The sequence below is a fragment of the Rosistilla oblonga genome (assembly GCF_007751715.1).
In the GTDB taxonomy this organism is placed as follows: Bacteria; Planctomycetota; Planctomycetia; order Pirellulales; family Pirellulaceae; genus Rosistilla; species Rosistilla oblonga.
This window is the reverse complement of the sequence record NZ_CP036292.1, coordinates 5,406,846-5,422,076: the sequence shown is the minus strand read 5'-3', so window position 1 is coordinate 5,422,076 and position 15,231 is coordinate 5,406,846. Positions and strand designations below refer to the sequence as shown.

General features: G+C 59.5%; 11 protein-coding genes and 1 tRNA gene. 10 read left to right on the top strand and 2 right to left on the bottom strand.

What is annotated here, in order from left to right; translation table 11 throughout:
- The first annotated feature begins 30 nt into the window (after nt 1–30).
- The 10 genes from CA51_RS19165 to CA51_RS19120 all read left to right on the top strand — a co-directional run bounded on the left by CA51_RS19165 (nt 31) and on the right by CA51_RS19120 (nt 12,992).
- Nucleotides 31–1,023 carry an RDD family protein gene (locus tag CA51_RS19165; RefSeq protein ID WP_145122812.1) on the top strand — a complete coding sequence of 331 codons (993 nt, stop codon included), beginning with the start codon at nt 31–33 and terminating at the stop codon, nt 1,021–1,023.
- Entirely contained in the window at nt 1,020–2,000 is a 981-nt protein-coding gene (locus CA51_RS19160; protein ID WP_145122811.1) for a stage II sporulation protein M, read from the top strand. Before CA51_RS19165 ends, CA51_RS19160 begins: the two co-directional genes overlap by 4 nt.
- On the top strand, nt 1,990–2,928 hold the full coding sequence (locus tag CA51_RS19155) for a hypothetical protein (protein WP_145122810.1): 939 nt from the start codon (nt 1,990–1,992) through the stop codon (nt 2,926–2,928). Before CA51_RS19160 ends, CA51_RS19155 begins: the two co-directional genes overlap by 11 nt.
- Entirely contained in the window at nt 2,925–3,851 is a 927-nt protein-coding gene (locus CA51_RS19150) for a DUF4129 domain-containing protein (RefSeq protein WP_145122809.1), read from the top strand. Before CA51_RS19155 ends, CA51_RS19150 begins: the two co-directional genes overlap by 4 nt.
- Nucleotides 3,848–5,122, top strand: coding sequence for a hypothetical protein (locus CA51_RS19145; protein WP_145122808.1), 1,275 nt, complete (start codon nt 3,848–3,850; stop codon nt 5,120–5,122). Before CA51_RS19150 ends, CA51_RS19145 begins: the two co-directional genes overlap by 4 nt.
- Before the next feature lie 47 nt (nt 5,123–5,169).
- Nucleotides 5,170–6,105, top strand: coding sequence for an AAA family ATPase (locus tag CA51_RS19140; protein ID WP_420821484.1), 936 nt, complete (start codon nt 5,170–5,172; stop codon nt 6,103–6,105).
- A 219-nt stretch (nt 6,106–6,324) separates the two neighbouring features.
- On the top strand, nt 6,325–10,347 hold the full coding sequence (locus CA51_RS19135) for a hypothetical protein (protein WP_145122806.1): 4,023 nt from the start codon (nt 6,325–6,327) through the stop codon (nt 10,345–10,347).
- A gap of 98 nt (nt 10,348–10,445) precedes the next feature.
- Nucleotides 10,446–10,518: transfer RNA gene (locus CA51_RS19130), tRNA-Lys, on the top strand.
- Between the two features lie 401 nt (nt 10,519–10,919).
- Nucleotides 10,920–11,756 carry a bestrophin family protein gene (locus CA51_RS19125; protein ID WP_197451317.1) on the top strand — a complete coding sequence of 279 codons (837 nt, stop codon included), beginning with the start codon at nt 10,920–10,922 and terminating at the stop codon, nt 11,754–11,756.
- A 120-nt stretch (nt 11,757–11,876) separates the two neighbouring features.
- On the top strand, nt 11,877–12,992 hold the full coding sequence (locus tag CA51_RS19120) for a prenyltransferase/squalene oxidase repeat-containing protein (RefSeq protein ID WP_231745783.1): 1,116 nt from the start codon (nt 11,877–11,879) through the stop codon (nt 12,990–12,992).
- Nucleotides 12,993–13,007: 15 nt separating this feature from the next.
- Here CA51_RS19120 and CA51_RS19115 read toward each other — a convergent pair whose 3' ends face one another.
- Both CA51_RS19115 and CA51_RS19110 read right to left on the bottom strand, forming a co-directional pair.
- On the bottom strand, nt 13,008–13,934 hold the full coding sequence (locus CA51_RS19115; protein ID WP_145122804.1) for a DUF4405 domain-containing protein: 927 nt from the start codon (nt 13,932–13,934) through the stop codon (nt 13,008–13,010).
- 5 nt (nt 13,935–13,939) lie between these two features.
- Nucleotides 13,940–15,220, bottom strand: coding sequence for an FAD-dependent oxidoreductase (locus tag CA51_RS19110; RefSeq protein WP_145122803.1), 1,281 nt, complete (start codon nt 15,218–15,220; stop codon nt 13,940–13,942).
- Between the last annotated feature and the right edge of the window lie 11 nt (nt 15,221–15,231).

Sequence of the window (15,231 nt, the reverse complement as noted above, 5' to 3'; positions counted from 1 at the left end):
CTTCCCGAGCACCACTTGATCGCATCGCCCATGTTTCCGACCGCCCCACTTGATACGACGATCGAAGTGGTGACGCCGGAAAACATCGCGTTTAAGTATCAATTGGCTGGTCCCTTTCGCCGCTTGCCCGCCTTTCTGATCGACCTGGTGGTCAAGGCCGTGCTCATCATGATCGCGGTTCTTGCTGTCGCATTGTTTGCTGGCGTGACCGGCAGCCAGTTGGCTGGCGTGGTCGGATTTGCTGCGATCAACGTCGGCTGGTTTCTGGTCTGGTGGTTTTACGGCGTTGCGATGGAGACCTGGTTCAACGGTCGTACGCTCGGCAAGATGGCGATGCGAATCCGAGTCGTCACCGTGTCGGGACATCCGATCGGCGGGGTGCAGGCGATGTTGAGGAACTTGGTTTGCATCGCCGATTTGGCTCCTCCCATCTCGCTGCAGTTTTTTGCCGCCGACGCGCCGCCGGTCTATCTGATCCCAACAGGCATCGCCGGCTTGGTCGTGATGACGTGCACGCGGCGGATGCAGCGGTTGGGCGATTTGGCGGCCGGGACGATGGTCGTGATCGATGAACGAGGCTGGACGCTTCCGGTGGCGCAGGTCGAGGATGCGCGGATTCCCGCTCTGGCCAGCTATATTCCGCCCGACTATCGCGTCAGTCCCTCGTTAGCAAAAGTCTTAGCGTTATACGCTGAACGACGGTTGTTTCTGTCGCCGCCGCGGCGGCGCGAGCTGGCAAAAAATCTAGCCGCTGGGCTCTCGGAGCGGTTCGAGTTTCGCGAGGACCTCGATCCCGATCTGTTATTGTATGCGTTGTACTGGCGAACTTATTTGGCCGACGCCCGCGATCAGGATGTCGATCTGCAGCCTTTAAACGGATACAGTCCGTTGCAGAAAGACGCTGCCTTGGTGGCGGTCGAAGCGGTTCCGTCGGAGCCCAGCGAATTTGTCACCGCAGTTGTCGCCGGCGATCAACCGCCGCCCGATTCCCCGACCGATCCCTCTTCGGAAACCAAGCCATGAACATCGTTTCCCTGTTGGAACAACGTCGCCACGGCTGGGAGGAATTGGAGCTGTTGTGCAATCAGATGCAGAATCGCGGTCGGACGCGAGCGAAGGCTGCCGGGGCGGCCCGGTTTGCTTCGCTGTATCGATCGGCCTGCGCCGACTTGGCGTTGGCCGAAGCCTACCAATTGCCGCCGGCGACGGTGGAGTATCTGCATCGGTTGGTTGGCCGGGCGCACAACCAACTGTATCGCAGCCGCAATTTTTCGCTCGCCCGATCGGTCGATATGCTTGTCCGCCAAGCACCGCAGCGGATCTTCGCCGATCCCTGCGTGCATGTTTGTGCGCTGTTGTTTTTTGGGCTGTTCTGGCTTTCGATGTTGTTGGGAATGTCCGAACAACGACTGCCCGATTTCCCGGCGCAAGTGGTTGGCCAGGCGCAGTTGGAGCAGATGGAATCGAATTTCGAAGCCGAACTCAACGCCGGGTTTGAACATTACGTGATGATGGCCAGCTTCTACATCCGGCATAACACCGGGATCGGATTGAAGTGTTTTGCTTACGGGATCTTGATCATTCCCTGTATTTTTACCTTGGCCTATAACGCCGTCGCGTTGGGGACCAGTTTTGGATATATGGCTCGCGATTCGACGATCGGCGGCGAGAACTTCTTCGAATTTGTCACCGCTCACGGACCGTTTGAATTGACCGCCATCGTCCTCTCCGCCGCGGCGGGGTTGCGATTGGGGCTGGGCCTGATATCGACGACGGGGTTGTGTCGCGGCGATTCCTTAAAAGTGAATGCGATCCGGGCGATCCCCGTGATCGCCGCCGCAGCAGTCTTGTTTTTCCTAGCGGCGATCACCGAAGGCTTTTTGTCCCCCAGTCCGCTACCGTATACGTTCAAGGCGATGTGGGCGATCATGTCCAGCGGCGCAATGACTTTCTATTTCGTGGTACTGGGATTTCCGAGGGCGGGCATCGATGCAACTTGATCGCACGCACGTCGTCGTTCGGCCTCGATCCAGTAGCGAACTTTGCGATCTGGCGCTGCTGTTGATGCGTCAGTACTTCTTTCCGTTGTGCGTGGCGTTTTTTGTCGGCGTGCTTCCCTTCGCTCTGCTCAACGCACTTTTGATCGGCTGGCTGCCGATCGAATCGGAATTCGAAGGGCTCGCCGACGACGAGACCTTGGCTTGGCGAACGGAGTACGTCGTCCTGATGGCTTCGTTGATCTTTCTCGAGGCGCCTTTGGCGGGCATCTTTGCGACGCTGTACATCGGCCAAGCTGTCTTCGAACAGCGGCCTACTTGGCGTCAGGTCGCTCAAGATGCGTGGGCCACCTGCCGCCGATGGGTTTGGATCTTGGGGATCCTCCGCGGCCCGCTCCCCGCCCTACTGATCCTGATGTGGTGTTGGTGGTTGGGCGACGCCGACGGCCTGGCTGTACTTTTTATGATGCTGATTCTGATCTTTGTCGGCAGTTTTCGCGCGTTCCGGCCGCACGCGCCAGAGATCCTGTTGTTGGAACGCTGTCCGTTGCGCAGCGAGAAATCGGGGGCGGTGACCTTCGCTCGCCGCAGCCATCTGTTTCACACCCCGGTGGTTGGCGATTCGGTCAACCGTTTTGTGACGATGATGTTGTTGTCGGTCCTGCTGACCGTGTCGCTCTTTTTTGCAATGATCTTTCTGCAGGGCGTCTTTGCTCAGCGTTGGTCCTTTAATCTCGTGGCGCAATTGGTCTACGTCCCCGTCGCGATGTGGATCGTGGCCGGGTATAGCGTGCTGTTTCGCTTCCTCTGCTATTTGGATAACCGCATCCGGTTGGAAGGCTGGGATGTTGAGTTGGGCTTGCGAGCTGAGGTGCAGCGACAGTTTGGCGTTCCCGAGTCGGAGGCGATTGCGCCGGGAGTTGGCTCATGATGCGTCATCGAGACTCCGTGATCGATCGCACTGCGAGCTGCCGGTTTGCAGCGACGCAATTTGAAGACCGTCGTGGAGATTGCCGCGCCGCAATCCGTTGCAGCTTGATGTTGCTTTGCCAGCTGCTGTGGCTGATCGCTCTACCATCGCCCACGCTAGCCGATACGCCAGCTTCGCCCGCGGCCGCGGAGGCATCCGATTCGTCCGACGCGATCGGTCGCAGTGCCCTCGAGTCGTTGGGGAACGTCCCCTGGTTTGATCGCGACGAGGATCGTGTCATAGCTGTCCCGGTCGAAGAGACCGACGCGGCCGACGACGATGTGGCGGCGCGAACGGTGGGATACGAGGCAGCGAAGAAGCCAAATACGCAGGGGACCGGTAACTATCAATCGATCCTCGAAATGATTGGCCAAGTGATCTCATGGTCGATCTTGGCGGTCTTGGTGCTGTTGATCGTGGCGGCGATTGCGTACGCGTTTATGTTGCATGAACGCGACCGCGCGCCGCGGCGTGCCGCCACGGCCGAGCGTGGCGACCGGGAGAGCGAAACTGCCGAACGGTTGCAGCGTCTGCCGGTCCAGATCGACCAACCGGCATCGAATCTGTTGAGCGAAGCCCGGCGGTTGATGGAAGCCGGCCGTTACAACGAAGCGATCGTCTATCTGTTCAGCCACGAATTGGTGCAACTGGACCGCCATCAATTGCTGCGGTTGGCTCGCGGCAAGACCAACCGGCAGTATCTCCGCGAGATCCGCCAGTCGTACGATCTGCAAGAGATTCTGCACAACACGATCCACGCTTTCGAAGACGCTTTTTTCGGCGATCACACGCTCACGCGGCAGCGCTTTCAAAGTTGTTGGGAACAGCTCGATCGCTTCCACGCGGCCGTGGAGCAAACCGCCGGTAAAGGAGCCTCGGTATGAGACGCTCTTGGGGACCCTGGGGATTGCTGGTGCTGGTCGCGATCGTTTACGCGATCTATGTGATGCTGTCGAGCCCGCACAAACTGACCACGCCTTATGGTTATTCCTATTCGCATCAAGGGACCAAAAGCATCAACGGCGTTGCCGCGTTCCGCAAGATGTACGATCTCCGCGGTTGGGAATCGCGGACGCTCAAACGCTTGTCGCGGTCGGCGGGGCGGCTCGATGCAATCGTCTGGTTTCCCGACGCCGATCAAGTTCCCAGCATGGAAGCTACCCGCTGGCTGGACCAGTGGTTGGCTGAAGCTCCGCGAACGCTGGTCTATGTCGTCCGCGGATTGCAGTCGACCGAATCGAGGTATTGGCAGCAAGCGCTTTCCGATGCCGCGCCCGACCAGCGGTTGGAGTATCGGCGGCGGCAGGTTCGAGCGTTGACTACCGCTGCGGAACCGACGTTTGGAACCGTTGCGGCGCCCGCGGTGACATCGTACAGCAATGGTTGGTTCACTGCCGATTTCCATCCGCATTACACGACAGCCAAGGATTTCAGCGGTCCCTGGGCCGATCAGATCGATCCGCTGCCGCAGCGTTTGACGACGCGGGCCACGATTCGTCCCTTCGATATCGATACCGACAGCCAGTTTTCGACGGGGACGTTTCGCAGCGAGACCGTCGACGAAGACGATCCGCCGTCGGTCGAACTGGAACCGCTGCTGCGATCGGCGGATGACGATATCGTGGCGGCGCGATTGACATCCGAGATGTGGCCCGATTCGCAAGTCCTGGTGCTGTGCAGCGGCGAGTGTCTGATGAACCTTCCGTTGTCCAATTCGGTGAATCGCGTTTTTGCGGATCATTTGGTCCAGCTGAGTGGTTCGCCGGGAGAGATTGGTTTTCTGCGGACCGATCTGATGGGCGCTCGCGTCGGCAGCGATTCCGACGACGACCTGGCAGCAGGGATGGAACTGCTGACGCAGTGGCCGTTGAGTATGACGACGATGCACGTCGTGCTGTTGGGATTTGTCGCGATCCTGGCACTGTTGCCGATCTTTGGGCGGCCCCGCCGTCTGCCACCGCCGCCGACGGGCGACTTTGGTGAACATGTCGCCGCGGTTGCTGAACTGCTGCAACGCAGCGGAGACACCGACTATGCGCGGCAACGAATTTCCGAATACTTCGTGCAGGTTCGCGGCGAGGAATCGGGCCCTTGGGTGTTGCCTTCAGCGAGCACCGCAAACGATAAACCAAATGGAAGAGGAGAAGCACCTTGATCGAGACCACTCCGCCGTCGCCAGAACGCTTTGAACGCGCCCGCGAGATCTATCAACGCCTGACCCAAGAGATCGGCAAGCTTTATGTCGGCCAGGACGAATTGGTGTTGGGGACGCTGACGGCATTGTTCAGCCATGGGCATGTATTGATCGAGAGCGTCCCCGGGTTGGGTAAGACGCTGTTCGTGCGAACGCTCGGCAAAGTCCTCGGTTGCCAATTCGGACGGATTCAATTCACCGCCGATCTGATGCCGTCGGATATCACCGGGGCACCGGTCTTCGACATGAAGGAATCGGAATTCCGGTTTCATCCGGGACCGGTCTTCACACAGTTGTTGCTGGCCGACGAGATCAACCGCTCGCCCGCCAAAACCCATGCGGCGTTGTTGGAGATCATGCAGGAATACCGCGTCACGATCGACGGCGTCAGCCACGAAGTGCCGCGCCCTTTTCTGGTCATGGCGACGCAGAATCCGCTGGAGAGCGAAGGGACCTACAACCTTCCCGAAGCTCAATTGGATCGGTTCATGTTTAAACTGATCATCGATTACCCCGACAGCCAGCAGGAAGCGGAGATCCTCCGCATGCACAGCCTGCAGATCGATTTAAATCAGCGCCTGCACGACGAAGTTGCGACCGTCACGTCGCCGCAGGAGATTCGTGAAATGATAGCTCTGTGTGGCACCGTTCGGATCGACGATTCGCTTGTCGATTACATCAACAATCTCGTCCGCCTGACACGCAATTGGCCGTCGCTGCATATCGGAGCTTCGCCGCGGGCGGGGATCGCGTTGATGCAGTCGGCTCGCACGCTGGCGGCTTTTGGCGGCCGCGACTATGCGACCCCCGACGACGTCGTCGAAGTCGTGCTGCCGGCGCTGCGGCACCGCGTTCAATTGACAGCCGAGGCGGAGGTCGAGGGGCGGCGGGTCGACGAAGAGTTGACGGCGTTGATCCGTTCGGTCGAAGTCCCCCGCAGCTGAGGCTAGCTCGAACGAGCCCGAACTGCGTCTATTCTGCCGTTGTGTCGCGTTCTAAGCGTGTCAAGGGGCCGCTGGTGCCGCAGGTGGGTGGACGGCGGATCGCTCCCCGCCTAGACCTCGACCCCACTTTTATCCTAGGATTGGGGTCGCGCTGCGTTTTCTTAGCTGCTGGCATTGCTTGGTGCAATGTTTGCTGCGACGACCAACGGACTGTTCTTCATGCCCCTCCAGAACCCGCCTCCATCGAATGCCGACGACGCGATCCGCCAGATCGCGGGATACCTGAATTTTTCGTCGGGCGCAAGCGATCCTCGCACGCTGGCGAATATCGACCTGTTGTGTCAGCCGTCGCTGGTCACCGACCCGTTGTTCAGCCAGGCGGCTTGGATCAACTTGGGCGATCGAATCAAGACAGCATTGGGCGAGTTGGAAGGGACCAGCAGTGCGTTTGCCAGCGTCGAACAGGCGCGGATGGTTGTCCGTTTGGTCTGGAGCGATCTGCTGCCGGCGTACATCGATTTCCATCGCGATCTACTGTTTCATCAGCCTCCCGAAGTCTTGATCAACAGCTTTTTCCTAGGGCGTTGCATCGAGGCTGTCCTGCAGCAGGGCGGCCCTTGGGAGGAGACCGATCGGATCGTCAGCGGTGCGATCGCCAGTCTGAACAATTGTGTCGGATACCGTCCCGTAGCGACGCTGGAAAACCGCCGCTGCCATCCCTATCCGCACGAATGGGTCGCTCCGATCCCGCTTTATATCGAAGGGGTTGGCGTAGCGTCGGGGCGTTATCACGACGTTGTCGTCCGCGCGTTGGAGATCCTTCGCGGGACCGATGAATCGATCCTGCGGGCGGCTCATTTTGACGTCGACCTGCTCTCGGAACTCGCTTACGATCCGCGAGCCTACGATTTCGATCACCCGGTCAATCGACGACCGAATTATCACTTCGGCACCTGGGACCCGCACGCGATCGACAGCCAGGGACGCTACCGCCGCTTCCTGGTTCAACAGGTCACGCTCGACGCGTTGCAGAGTCGTGTTAGCGAGGCGAGCGATGTGCCGCCGGACCAGTTGGCCGAAGAAGCCGCCGCGGTCTTGGCTGGCACGATCTTGATGGCGTCGGGGATCAGCGGTTGGGGACCTTCAGCCCACGGATCGACGACCACGCTGGCGACACTGTGTCCAGAGATCGCCCAGTTTCGCGACGAGTTTTACGACTATCTGTTGAACAATATGAGCGGGCCGCATGGCGAGCGGTTGCATGCCGAAGCACTCGTTCGACATCAAGCCTTTGGCGCCGCGCGACAGCATCTCAACGCATCGCTTGCGCAGCAGCGAGCCAAGCAATTGCAACACGTTCACCTGGCGAAGCTCTACGCACGAATGGGCTTTCCCGATGCGGCCAAGCGGCAGACCGATGTCGTCCACGTGACGAACGCGCGGATGCAGAGCCGGATCGATTGCGCGATGACCGAAGGCTTGCGAGCGCTGCACAAAGGCGATCTGGCAACGGCGGCTGAAGTCCCTGCCCAGGTGATGGATCTGGTCCACCGCGGGATCGACTGTGGTGCGATGGTCGACCCCTGGAACATCATCGGATTCGCGGGGAACTTTTCCCGGTTCCACGGTCCCGACAGCGCGGTTCACGATCATCGCGTCGACGAATTGATCGCGTTGATGGAGCAATTGTTCGGCTACACCGCTCGCGTTTGGAGCGAAGCGGCAGCGGTCGACGACGAGAAGTGCTTTGCGATCTTGGACCATCAGTTCCGCGAAGCGGCGATGTGGTGGCGGCAGTTCGCAGCTCACGAAGTCGCCGATTTGGAAGCGACCGATCCGCTGGAGACCTACGAATCGGCAAAGCTTGTCGCCGGAGCGTTGCGGATCTGGCATCGCGGTGGCGCGTCGGCGGGGGATGTCAAATTCTGGGCTCCCCACGCGCAAGCGTTTGATTCGCCGCGAGCTTACGCGTTGGTGATCGGTGCATTGTTGGAACGCGAGGACTTCGTCGCCTCGATGGCTCTGTTGATGCATTGGTTGGGCAACGCCGCCGAAGTTGGACTCGAACGCGGCAACAGCTCCTTTCCTCGAATTGCCGAACGCTGGTTGGCTAGTTTGCGGCAGACAGCTCGCCGCGGCGATCGATCCAAGCCGGGAGCGGAGCGTCCTTGGGAACTGGTCCACAAATTTTTCGACTTCTTGGAAGCGAACGCCGAAGAGTTTTGGCATCCACCTCATTTTGCGTTGGGCGAACATTCGACACGCAAACGCGACTGGGATCGCGAACTCGAAGCGGTCGAGCAGGGGGGCGAGGATGACGATGAGAGCGAAGATCTTTTTGATGCCGCGTACGAAAACGTCACCTATCAAGACACCACCAACGACGGATTTGAAGGGGCGGTCTTCGATGAGGGAGACGGCAGCCAAGATGAACTCGAAGCCGAATCGCGTCGCCTGGTCGAACACCTCAGCTTCCTCACCTCGTTGGCACGCTTGTGGGTGATCGCCGCCGATTTCCGCAGCATCGCACACGCCGAAGCCGAAGAGCAGAAGGATCGTGAACTGGTCCGTCGCCGGATCGACTTGATGGCCCAATGGACGCAACAGGCGGCTCATAATCGAGCCGGGTTGTTGGAGTTGTTGGAAGCTGTTCAGCACTACCGGATTCCGACCGGTGGAGCCGACGACGATTCGATGAGCACTTACGATCGCCGACGGATGGTCCGCGATTCGTTGATCGAACGGATCATCGGCACCGCAGTCGAAACCTCCGATGCGCGACGCGTCTTAACCGGATCGCTTGGCGCCGAACCGGGCGGAGCTTCGGTGGCGGCGCTGTTGATGGAGTCGATGAGCGACGACGATCAACAGGTGATCCAGATGTTCTCCGCGCTGATCGATGGCCGCGGTGAGGATGTCAAAAAACAGTTCCCCGATGTGCTGCGAGCGATCCAAACCAAGAGCCTGCTGTACATTCCATTGGCTCGTGGTGGCGACCCCGTCAAGATTTTCACGACGCGTTTGCGCCGCCGCTTGCTGACTCATTTGCTGCAGTGGTTGCCGCGGCAGGGGCACCTTGCGCTCGCTTGCCAATTGGTCGAGACGGCGCGGTTGATGGAGCATCACAATCCGGTTGGTCCCGGAGCGGTCACCGAGTTCGACTCGCTGTTCGGTTTTGGTTTTCGCAGCATGGTGCAGTCGCTTGTCGACACGGTTCGCACATGGGAAAAATCGGAGCACGATGATTCGGGCGAATTGATCTCGCTGTTGGAAAAACTGACCGAAACGCTGTTGGGCAGTTGGTTGGCGCACAGCCGAACGCTGCGGTTGTCGGTTCTGGAAACCGCCTCGGACGGCAAATCGTGGATGGAACTCGTGCAGTTCATTCGCGCCTACGGCGACCCGATCTTCACTCAATCGTTTCTCAAACTGGGGAACATTCGGGCGATCTTGCATCAAGGCGTCGACAATTGGTTGCAGCGGTTGATGGAAGATCCCGATGCGTTGGCGGGGACTCCGCTGGTCGAAGCGTTGGGAGATACGTTGCCGCTGAAAAAAGCGGAACAGCATCTGGAGATCGTCTTCGAATCGATCCTCGATCACCACAGCGAATATCGCGATTACAACAGCACGACAACGCAAAGCGATCGCGGCGACCTGATCTATATGTTCTTGGACTTCCTGCGATTGCGAGTCCGTTACGATCGGATCGCTTGGAATTTGCGACCGGTGATGTGGGCGCATGAGATCCTTGTCCGCAGCGGCTTCGATTCCGCGGCGGCCGCCTGGCGACGCTCGTTGGCCGAACGGATCGGTGCCGAAGCCGAACTGTATCTGCAGAAGTTGCAGGAACTGCAAAACAAATATGCGATGCGGATGCCGACGGTTGCCGATCGGATCAGCGAACGCTTTATCCAACCGATGACGATCGATCGGATGCGAGCGTTGATCAAATTGGCGATGAACGATGCCGACAAGCAACAATATTCGCACGCCTTCGATCTGTTGGACCAGGAAGCCGAACTGATGACTCGCAATCCTGCCGGCTCGGGGCTCGACCTGCCTGTCTGGTTGGCCTCGTTGGAAGAGGAGGTCGATAACGTGATCGCCCAACGCGAATCGGATGAAGTCGACGATCGGAAACTGATCTCGATCGCCGCCACCTTCCCGAGTGCGGAGGAGTTGATCGAACAGCTTGAGCTGGCCAATCGCCAGGGGCGTCGGCTGCCACACATGGAATAACCGGCTGCGAAATCGGCGTGAAGCAAACATTTTGACATTGCCAAAACACGCCTTTGCAGACCCGGGACAAATTGGTAAACTCACCACACGAAAAAAATGCCCCTGTAGCTCAGTCGGTAGAGCAGCTGACTCTTAATCAGCGGGTCCAAGGTTCGAGCCCTTGCGGGGGCACTATTTTTCGCTTGGCTTCAACCGCCATCATCGAGTTTCGCTCGATGCAAAACGGTTTGATTCGCCTAGCGAAATAAAAGCATTTTCCCAGCGTTTCTGAGCTGTCCACAGCCGGAAACGTTGGGTTTTTTTATGCGCCGACCGGGACGAGAGTTCACGACTGGCTTGTGGCGGGGGGCTCGCTGGTTCGCTGCATATCTAAGTCTTCTGCAGCCAACGCGGCGTCCGCGTGAAGTGAGCTGATCCGATACGCTGCGTCGGTGGCGGGCCTTGCGGCGACCGGCGGCAGCTGGGGCGATGTTTTCTGATTCAGTTGCCTACAAATGCGGTGGAGGCTGATCTAACATGGCGTTCAAACGTCCGCTCCGCCAACTTCCCCAAGCCGCTCTATGTTTACCGGAATGATTCGACCGCTGGCGACCAGCAAAACACTCGCCTACGTTGGCGGGCTCGCGCTGCTGGTAGGCTGCTATTCGCTGTTGCCGATCTGGCTGGAGTACTCTCGCTACCACGACGCGATCAACACGCCTTCCCAGTTTCATGGCGTGCTCTCGTTCGTGCTCGGATTGCTGTTGGTCTTCCGTACCAACACCGCTTACAGCCGCTGGTGGGAAGCTCGTATTTTGTGGGGCGGGTTGGTCAACGCATGTCGCAATCTTGGGATCAAGTTGACAAGCAGCGACGGGCTGACCGACGAGACGCGATCGCGGGCCTTGCAGTTGATCGTCGCGTTCCCGGTCGCGCTGCGGTGCCATCTGCGCGAAGAGATCGACGACGAGACGCGGGAATCGCTGGAGCTGTTGGTGGGTCGCGCGAAGCATATTCCTCAGGCGATCGCGGCTCAGTTGTACCAGATCGTGTGGGATGCCAAGCGGAGCGGGCGAATCGATGGGGACGAGCTGCGGGTGCTCGATGCGGAACTGCTGCGATTGATGGATATCTGCGGCGGATGCGAACGGATTCTGAAAACCCGGATCGTCAAATCCTATCGCGTTTTCGCGCGACAGTGCGTCGGCATCTTTCTCGTTTCGTTGCCTTGGGCGATCGTGCACGACTTCCGAATTTGGACGCTGTTTATCACGATCATCACCGCCTACTTCATGCTGGGGCTGGAGACCGTCGCCGAACATGTGGAGACGCCGTTTGGGTACGACGAGGACGATCTGGATCTCGAGTCGCTGTGCGCCACGATCGACACGACGGTTCACGAGACCTTTAGCCTCCACGTGCCAGCTTAAGTCTGCGCAGCGGTCAGCCAACCGCAGACCGCTCTCTGCGGCAATTGCTGACAAGCCCTGTCGGCGCGACTAGAATCGAACCAACATCCCGCCTCCCTCCCCACCGACAGGGAATTTGAAATGCGTGTTCGCGAAGCTGTTCGGCCCTTGGGCAACGTTGTTCTCTGGATCTTGGTCTGCTGTTGGTTCGATGGAGCGACGGCTCAGGAGGTGGTCACGTTCGAATCGGTTCCCGAGGAACGCGAACCGATCACGGCCGACGAGCCGATGGCTGCTGAGTTCTCTGCAAAACAAGCGGCGATCTATATGGATCGCGCCGCGTTGACTTGGCAGAAGGAAAAGAACTGCGTGACCTGCCACACCAACATGCCGTACATGTTCGCTCGCCCGGCCCTTGCGTCGGTGCAGAAGGATTCGGGCGAAGTGCGTCAGTTCTTTGAGGAGTACCGCACGGTCCGCTGGAAGGAGAAGGGGCCCAACGTGAACAACGGCTTCTGGCCGATCGTCGTCGCGGCGGGGCTTACGTTTAACGATCTGCAGACGACGGGGCATTTGAGTCCGGTCGCGCGGGACGTGCTGGATATTTTGTGGACCGTGCAGCGTGAAGACGGTGGTTGGGCCTGGCCCGATTGCGATTACGCTCCGATGGAGATCGACGACCACTATGGCGCGACGGTCGCGGCGCTAGCGATCGGGATCGCTCCCGACGGATACTCACAGACGGAACAGGCGGTGGCGGGGCTGGAAAAGCTGCGCGGCTATTTCGAAAACAGCCCGCCAAAATCGTTGCATCACCGCGCCATGTTGGCTTGGTGTTCGGTGCGGATCGACGGCATCGTCAGCGACGAGCAGCGAGCGACTACGCTGGAGCAATTGTTAGGAAATCAATTGCCCGACGGAGGTTGGTCGACCTCCGGTTTCCTGACCGATTGGAAGGATCTGCTGCACCCCGACGCTCCGCCGTTGGATACCGAGACGAGCGATTCTTACGGCACCGGCTTGGTGATCGTGATCAGCCGCGAGTTGGGCGTTCCCGCCGACGATCCGCGATTGCAGCGAGGGATTCAGTGGCTGTTGACGAACCAACGCGAGAGCGGAAAGTGGTTCACCCGTTCGCCGGTCAACGACGCGGGAAACCTGATCTCCAACACCGGAACCGCGTTGGCGGTGCTGGCGCTTCAGTCGTGCGGCAAGCTGCCCGGTTGGCCGCTCGAATCTCTGAAGCCATCTCGGTAGCGGACGCTTCTGCGATCAGTCCGCGGGCTTGTCGCGATCGATCGTCAGCAGAGCGCTGTCGATCAGTTCCAGGGCGGAATCGAACCGCTGGTCGACATAATAGATCGCCCACTGCGGCGGTTGTTCGTCCTCTTCAAGCTGTGGGTAGCCGATCAGGTCGAGCAATTGGAAGGCGTGCGGATCGGAGTTGTCGACTTCGACGCTGTAGATCAGCGAAGGCTGGTCGTCGACCGCTTCGCTGGCATCGCCCGGTTGGTTGATCTCGACAAGGATCCGATACGGCATCGGCTCTTCCGGATCGACCGGCAGCATGTAGTCGGCTGGATCAAAGGAACTGTTTTTTGTCGCGCCGGAGATCGCGTCGACGTCGACTCCTGCGGCGGCGGCAAGCTTCGCTTTTTCATACTCCTTCACTTTGAAGGACCAGTACGGCAGCGATGCTTCGTTGTCGGCGGCCTCGGGTCGGTGGAGTGTTTTGATGTGGTAGAACGAAGAGTTTTCGATCCAGATCGCAAACTCCGGCGGATCGGCTGGATCAAACGCGTCGCCCATTCGAACCGACAGCGTCAGCTTGTAGTGCGGCGCGGGAGTGTATTGGTAGGTCAGCCCCTCGTCGTGAAGCTCGAACCGGTCCAGTGCAGGTCCCAGGTTTCCGCTCAGCCCAAGGAGCGCCTTCACCGGTTGCGGTTGCAGCGCGATCGCGGTGGTGAGCGCAGCGGTGACGGCCAGATTGATCCACATCCACTTGCTGCGCAGGTAGCGTTTCAGCGGCCGCAGGTTGTTCGCTAGATGAAAGCCGACAACGCCGATGAACACGAAACCCATCAGCGCATGCAGCCCGACGATCGTCATCGAGAAGGGACGCACAAACGCCAGCACACCGGTCACCGCAATCACCAGGAAGGTCATCGCGGTCATCAACGATACAAAGCTGCGGCGCATCGCGGTTAGGCCTTGCCGGGGATGATGGCACCATGCTCGCGCAGCACTTTGTGGATCTCGGCCAGCGGAACTTCCATCGGCGTCGTTCCGGTTTGGGCGGCCAACGACGCGGCGACACCCGCGGCTTGTCCCATCCCCATGCAAGAGGCTTGAACTCGCAGGCCGGAGTTGGCCAATTGATCGCTGCACAGACAGCGGCCAGCAACGATCAGATCGCGACTTCCCTTCGGAATCAGAGCACCCAGCGGGATCGTTGGCACCGTCCCCGGCTTCAGCGGTTTAGGGCGGACGCCCGTCTTGGTGTGCAGATCGACTGGATAAAAGGCGTTCGAAATCGCGTCGTCGAACTGGCGGCCGGAGGTGTAGTCGTTGACGGTGACCATCGTCTCGCCAACGATCCGGTAGCTCTCGCGGAACCCGGTCTCGGGCTGCAGATGCATCAGCCGTTTCTTCTCGGCACGGACCTTGGCGAGGACCGATCGGCGGCCCGTTAGGTTCGCTTGGGTGACGGTCCGCGAGTTGCTCGAATCGGCTCCGTGGACGTACAGGCGATGGACTTGTTCGCGTCCGGGTTGATGTTCTTCGCCGATTTTAAAGAGCATCGAACCGGGCTGCCGCACCTCTTCCCGCAGTCGGTCGAATCCGAGCATGCCGACAACTTCGGCGCCGCCGGTGCAATCGATGATCTGTTTACAGAGGATCCGGCGTTGGGTGCCGAAGCCGACGCAATCGACTTGCCAGCCATCGGCGACGCGTTTGGCGGCTTGTGGGAATTCGTAATACGCCAGTTCGACGCCCGCCTCGTGGCACTTCTCTTCCGCAAGAATCGCGTACAGGAATTGATTGGTGTAGACCTGGTTCTGCCAGTGTCGCTGCGGCACTTTGGCAAAATTAGGCAGTTGGCCGCCGTCGAGCTCGACACTCTCGCGGACCAATTCCCAACCGATCCCCGCGATCACCTGTTTGCCCCAGGCGTCGAACAGTCCCGGAAACGCGACGCCGCCGGTTGTCATCGTTCCGCCCAATTGGCTGCCACGTTCGACAAGCATCGTCTTCGCGCCGGCGCGGCCGGCTTGGATCGCTGCGATCGTTCCAGCGGTTCCGCCCCCAACAACAAGCACATCGACACGGTTGGTGATCGTGGCGTCGGGGCTCTCTTCCCCTTGCGTTTCGGCAGCGACGGTGACGTGTGAGGTCGATGCCAACGCCATCCCGGCTCCCGCGGTGCCTAACAGTGAATGCTGGAGGAAATTGCGTCGATCGGGTTGCGCGTCGTGTGGTTTCATGTGTGGTGGCA

Excerpts from the sequence above, each read along its gene's own strand:
- CA51_RS19165 (WP_145122812.1), top strand. The coding sequence starts at position 31 with ATGTTTCCGACCGCCCCACTTGATACGACGATCGAAGTGGTGACGCCG.
- CA51_RS19160 (WP_145122811.1), top strand. The coding sequence starts at position 1,020 with ATGAACATCGTTTCCCTGTTGGAACAACGTCGCCACGGCTGGGAGGAA.
- CA51_RS19155 (WP_145122810.1), top strand. The coding sequence starts at position 1,990 with ATGCAACTTGATCGCACGCACGTCGTCGTTCGGCCTCGATCCAGTAGC.
- CA51_RS19150 (WP_145122809.1), top strand. The coding sequence starts at position 2,925 with ATGATGCGTCATCGAGACTCCGTGATCGATCGCACTGCGAGCTGCCGG.
- CA51_RS19145 (WP_145122808.1), top strand. The coding sequence starts at position 3,848 with ATGAGACGCTCTTGGGGACCCTGGGGATTGCTGGTGCTGGTCGCGATC.
- CA51_RS19135 (WP_145122806.1), top strand. The coding sequence starts at position 6,325 with ATGCCCCTCCAGAACCCGCCTCCATCGAATGCCGACGACGCGATCCGC.
- CA51_RS19125 (WP_197451317.1), top strand. The coding sequence starts at position 10,920 with ATGATTCGACCGCTGGCGACCAGCAAAACACTCGCCTACGTTGGCGGG.
- CA51_RS19120 (WP_231745783.1), top strand. The coding sequence starts at position 11,877 with ATGCGTGTTCGCGAAGCTGTTCGGCCCTTGGGCAACGTTGTTCTCTGG.
- CA51_RS19115 (WP_145122804.1), bottom strand. The coding sequence starts at position 13,934 with ATGCGCCGCAGCTTTGTATCGTTGATGACCGCGATGACCTTCCTGGTG.
- CA51_RS19110 (WP_145122803.1), bottom strand. The coding sequence starts at position 15,220 with ATGAAACCACACGACGCGCAACCCGATCGACGCAATTTCCTCCAGCAT.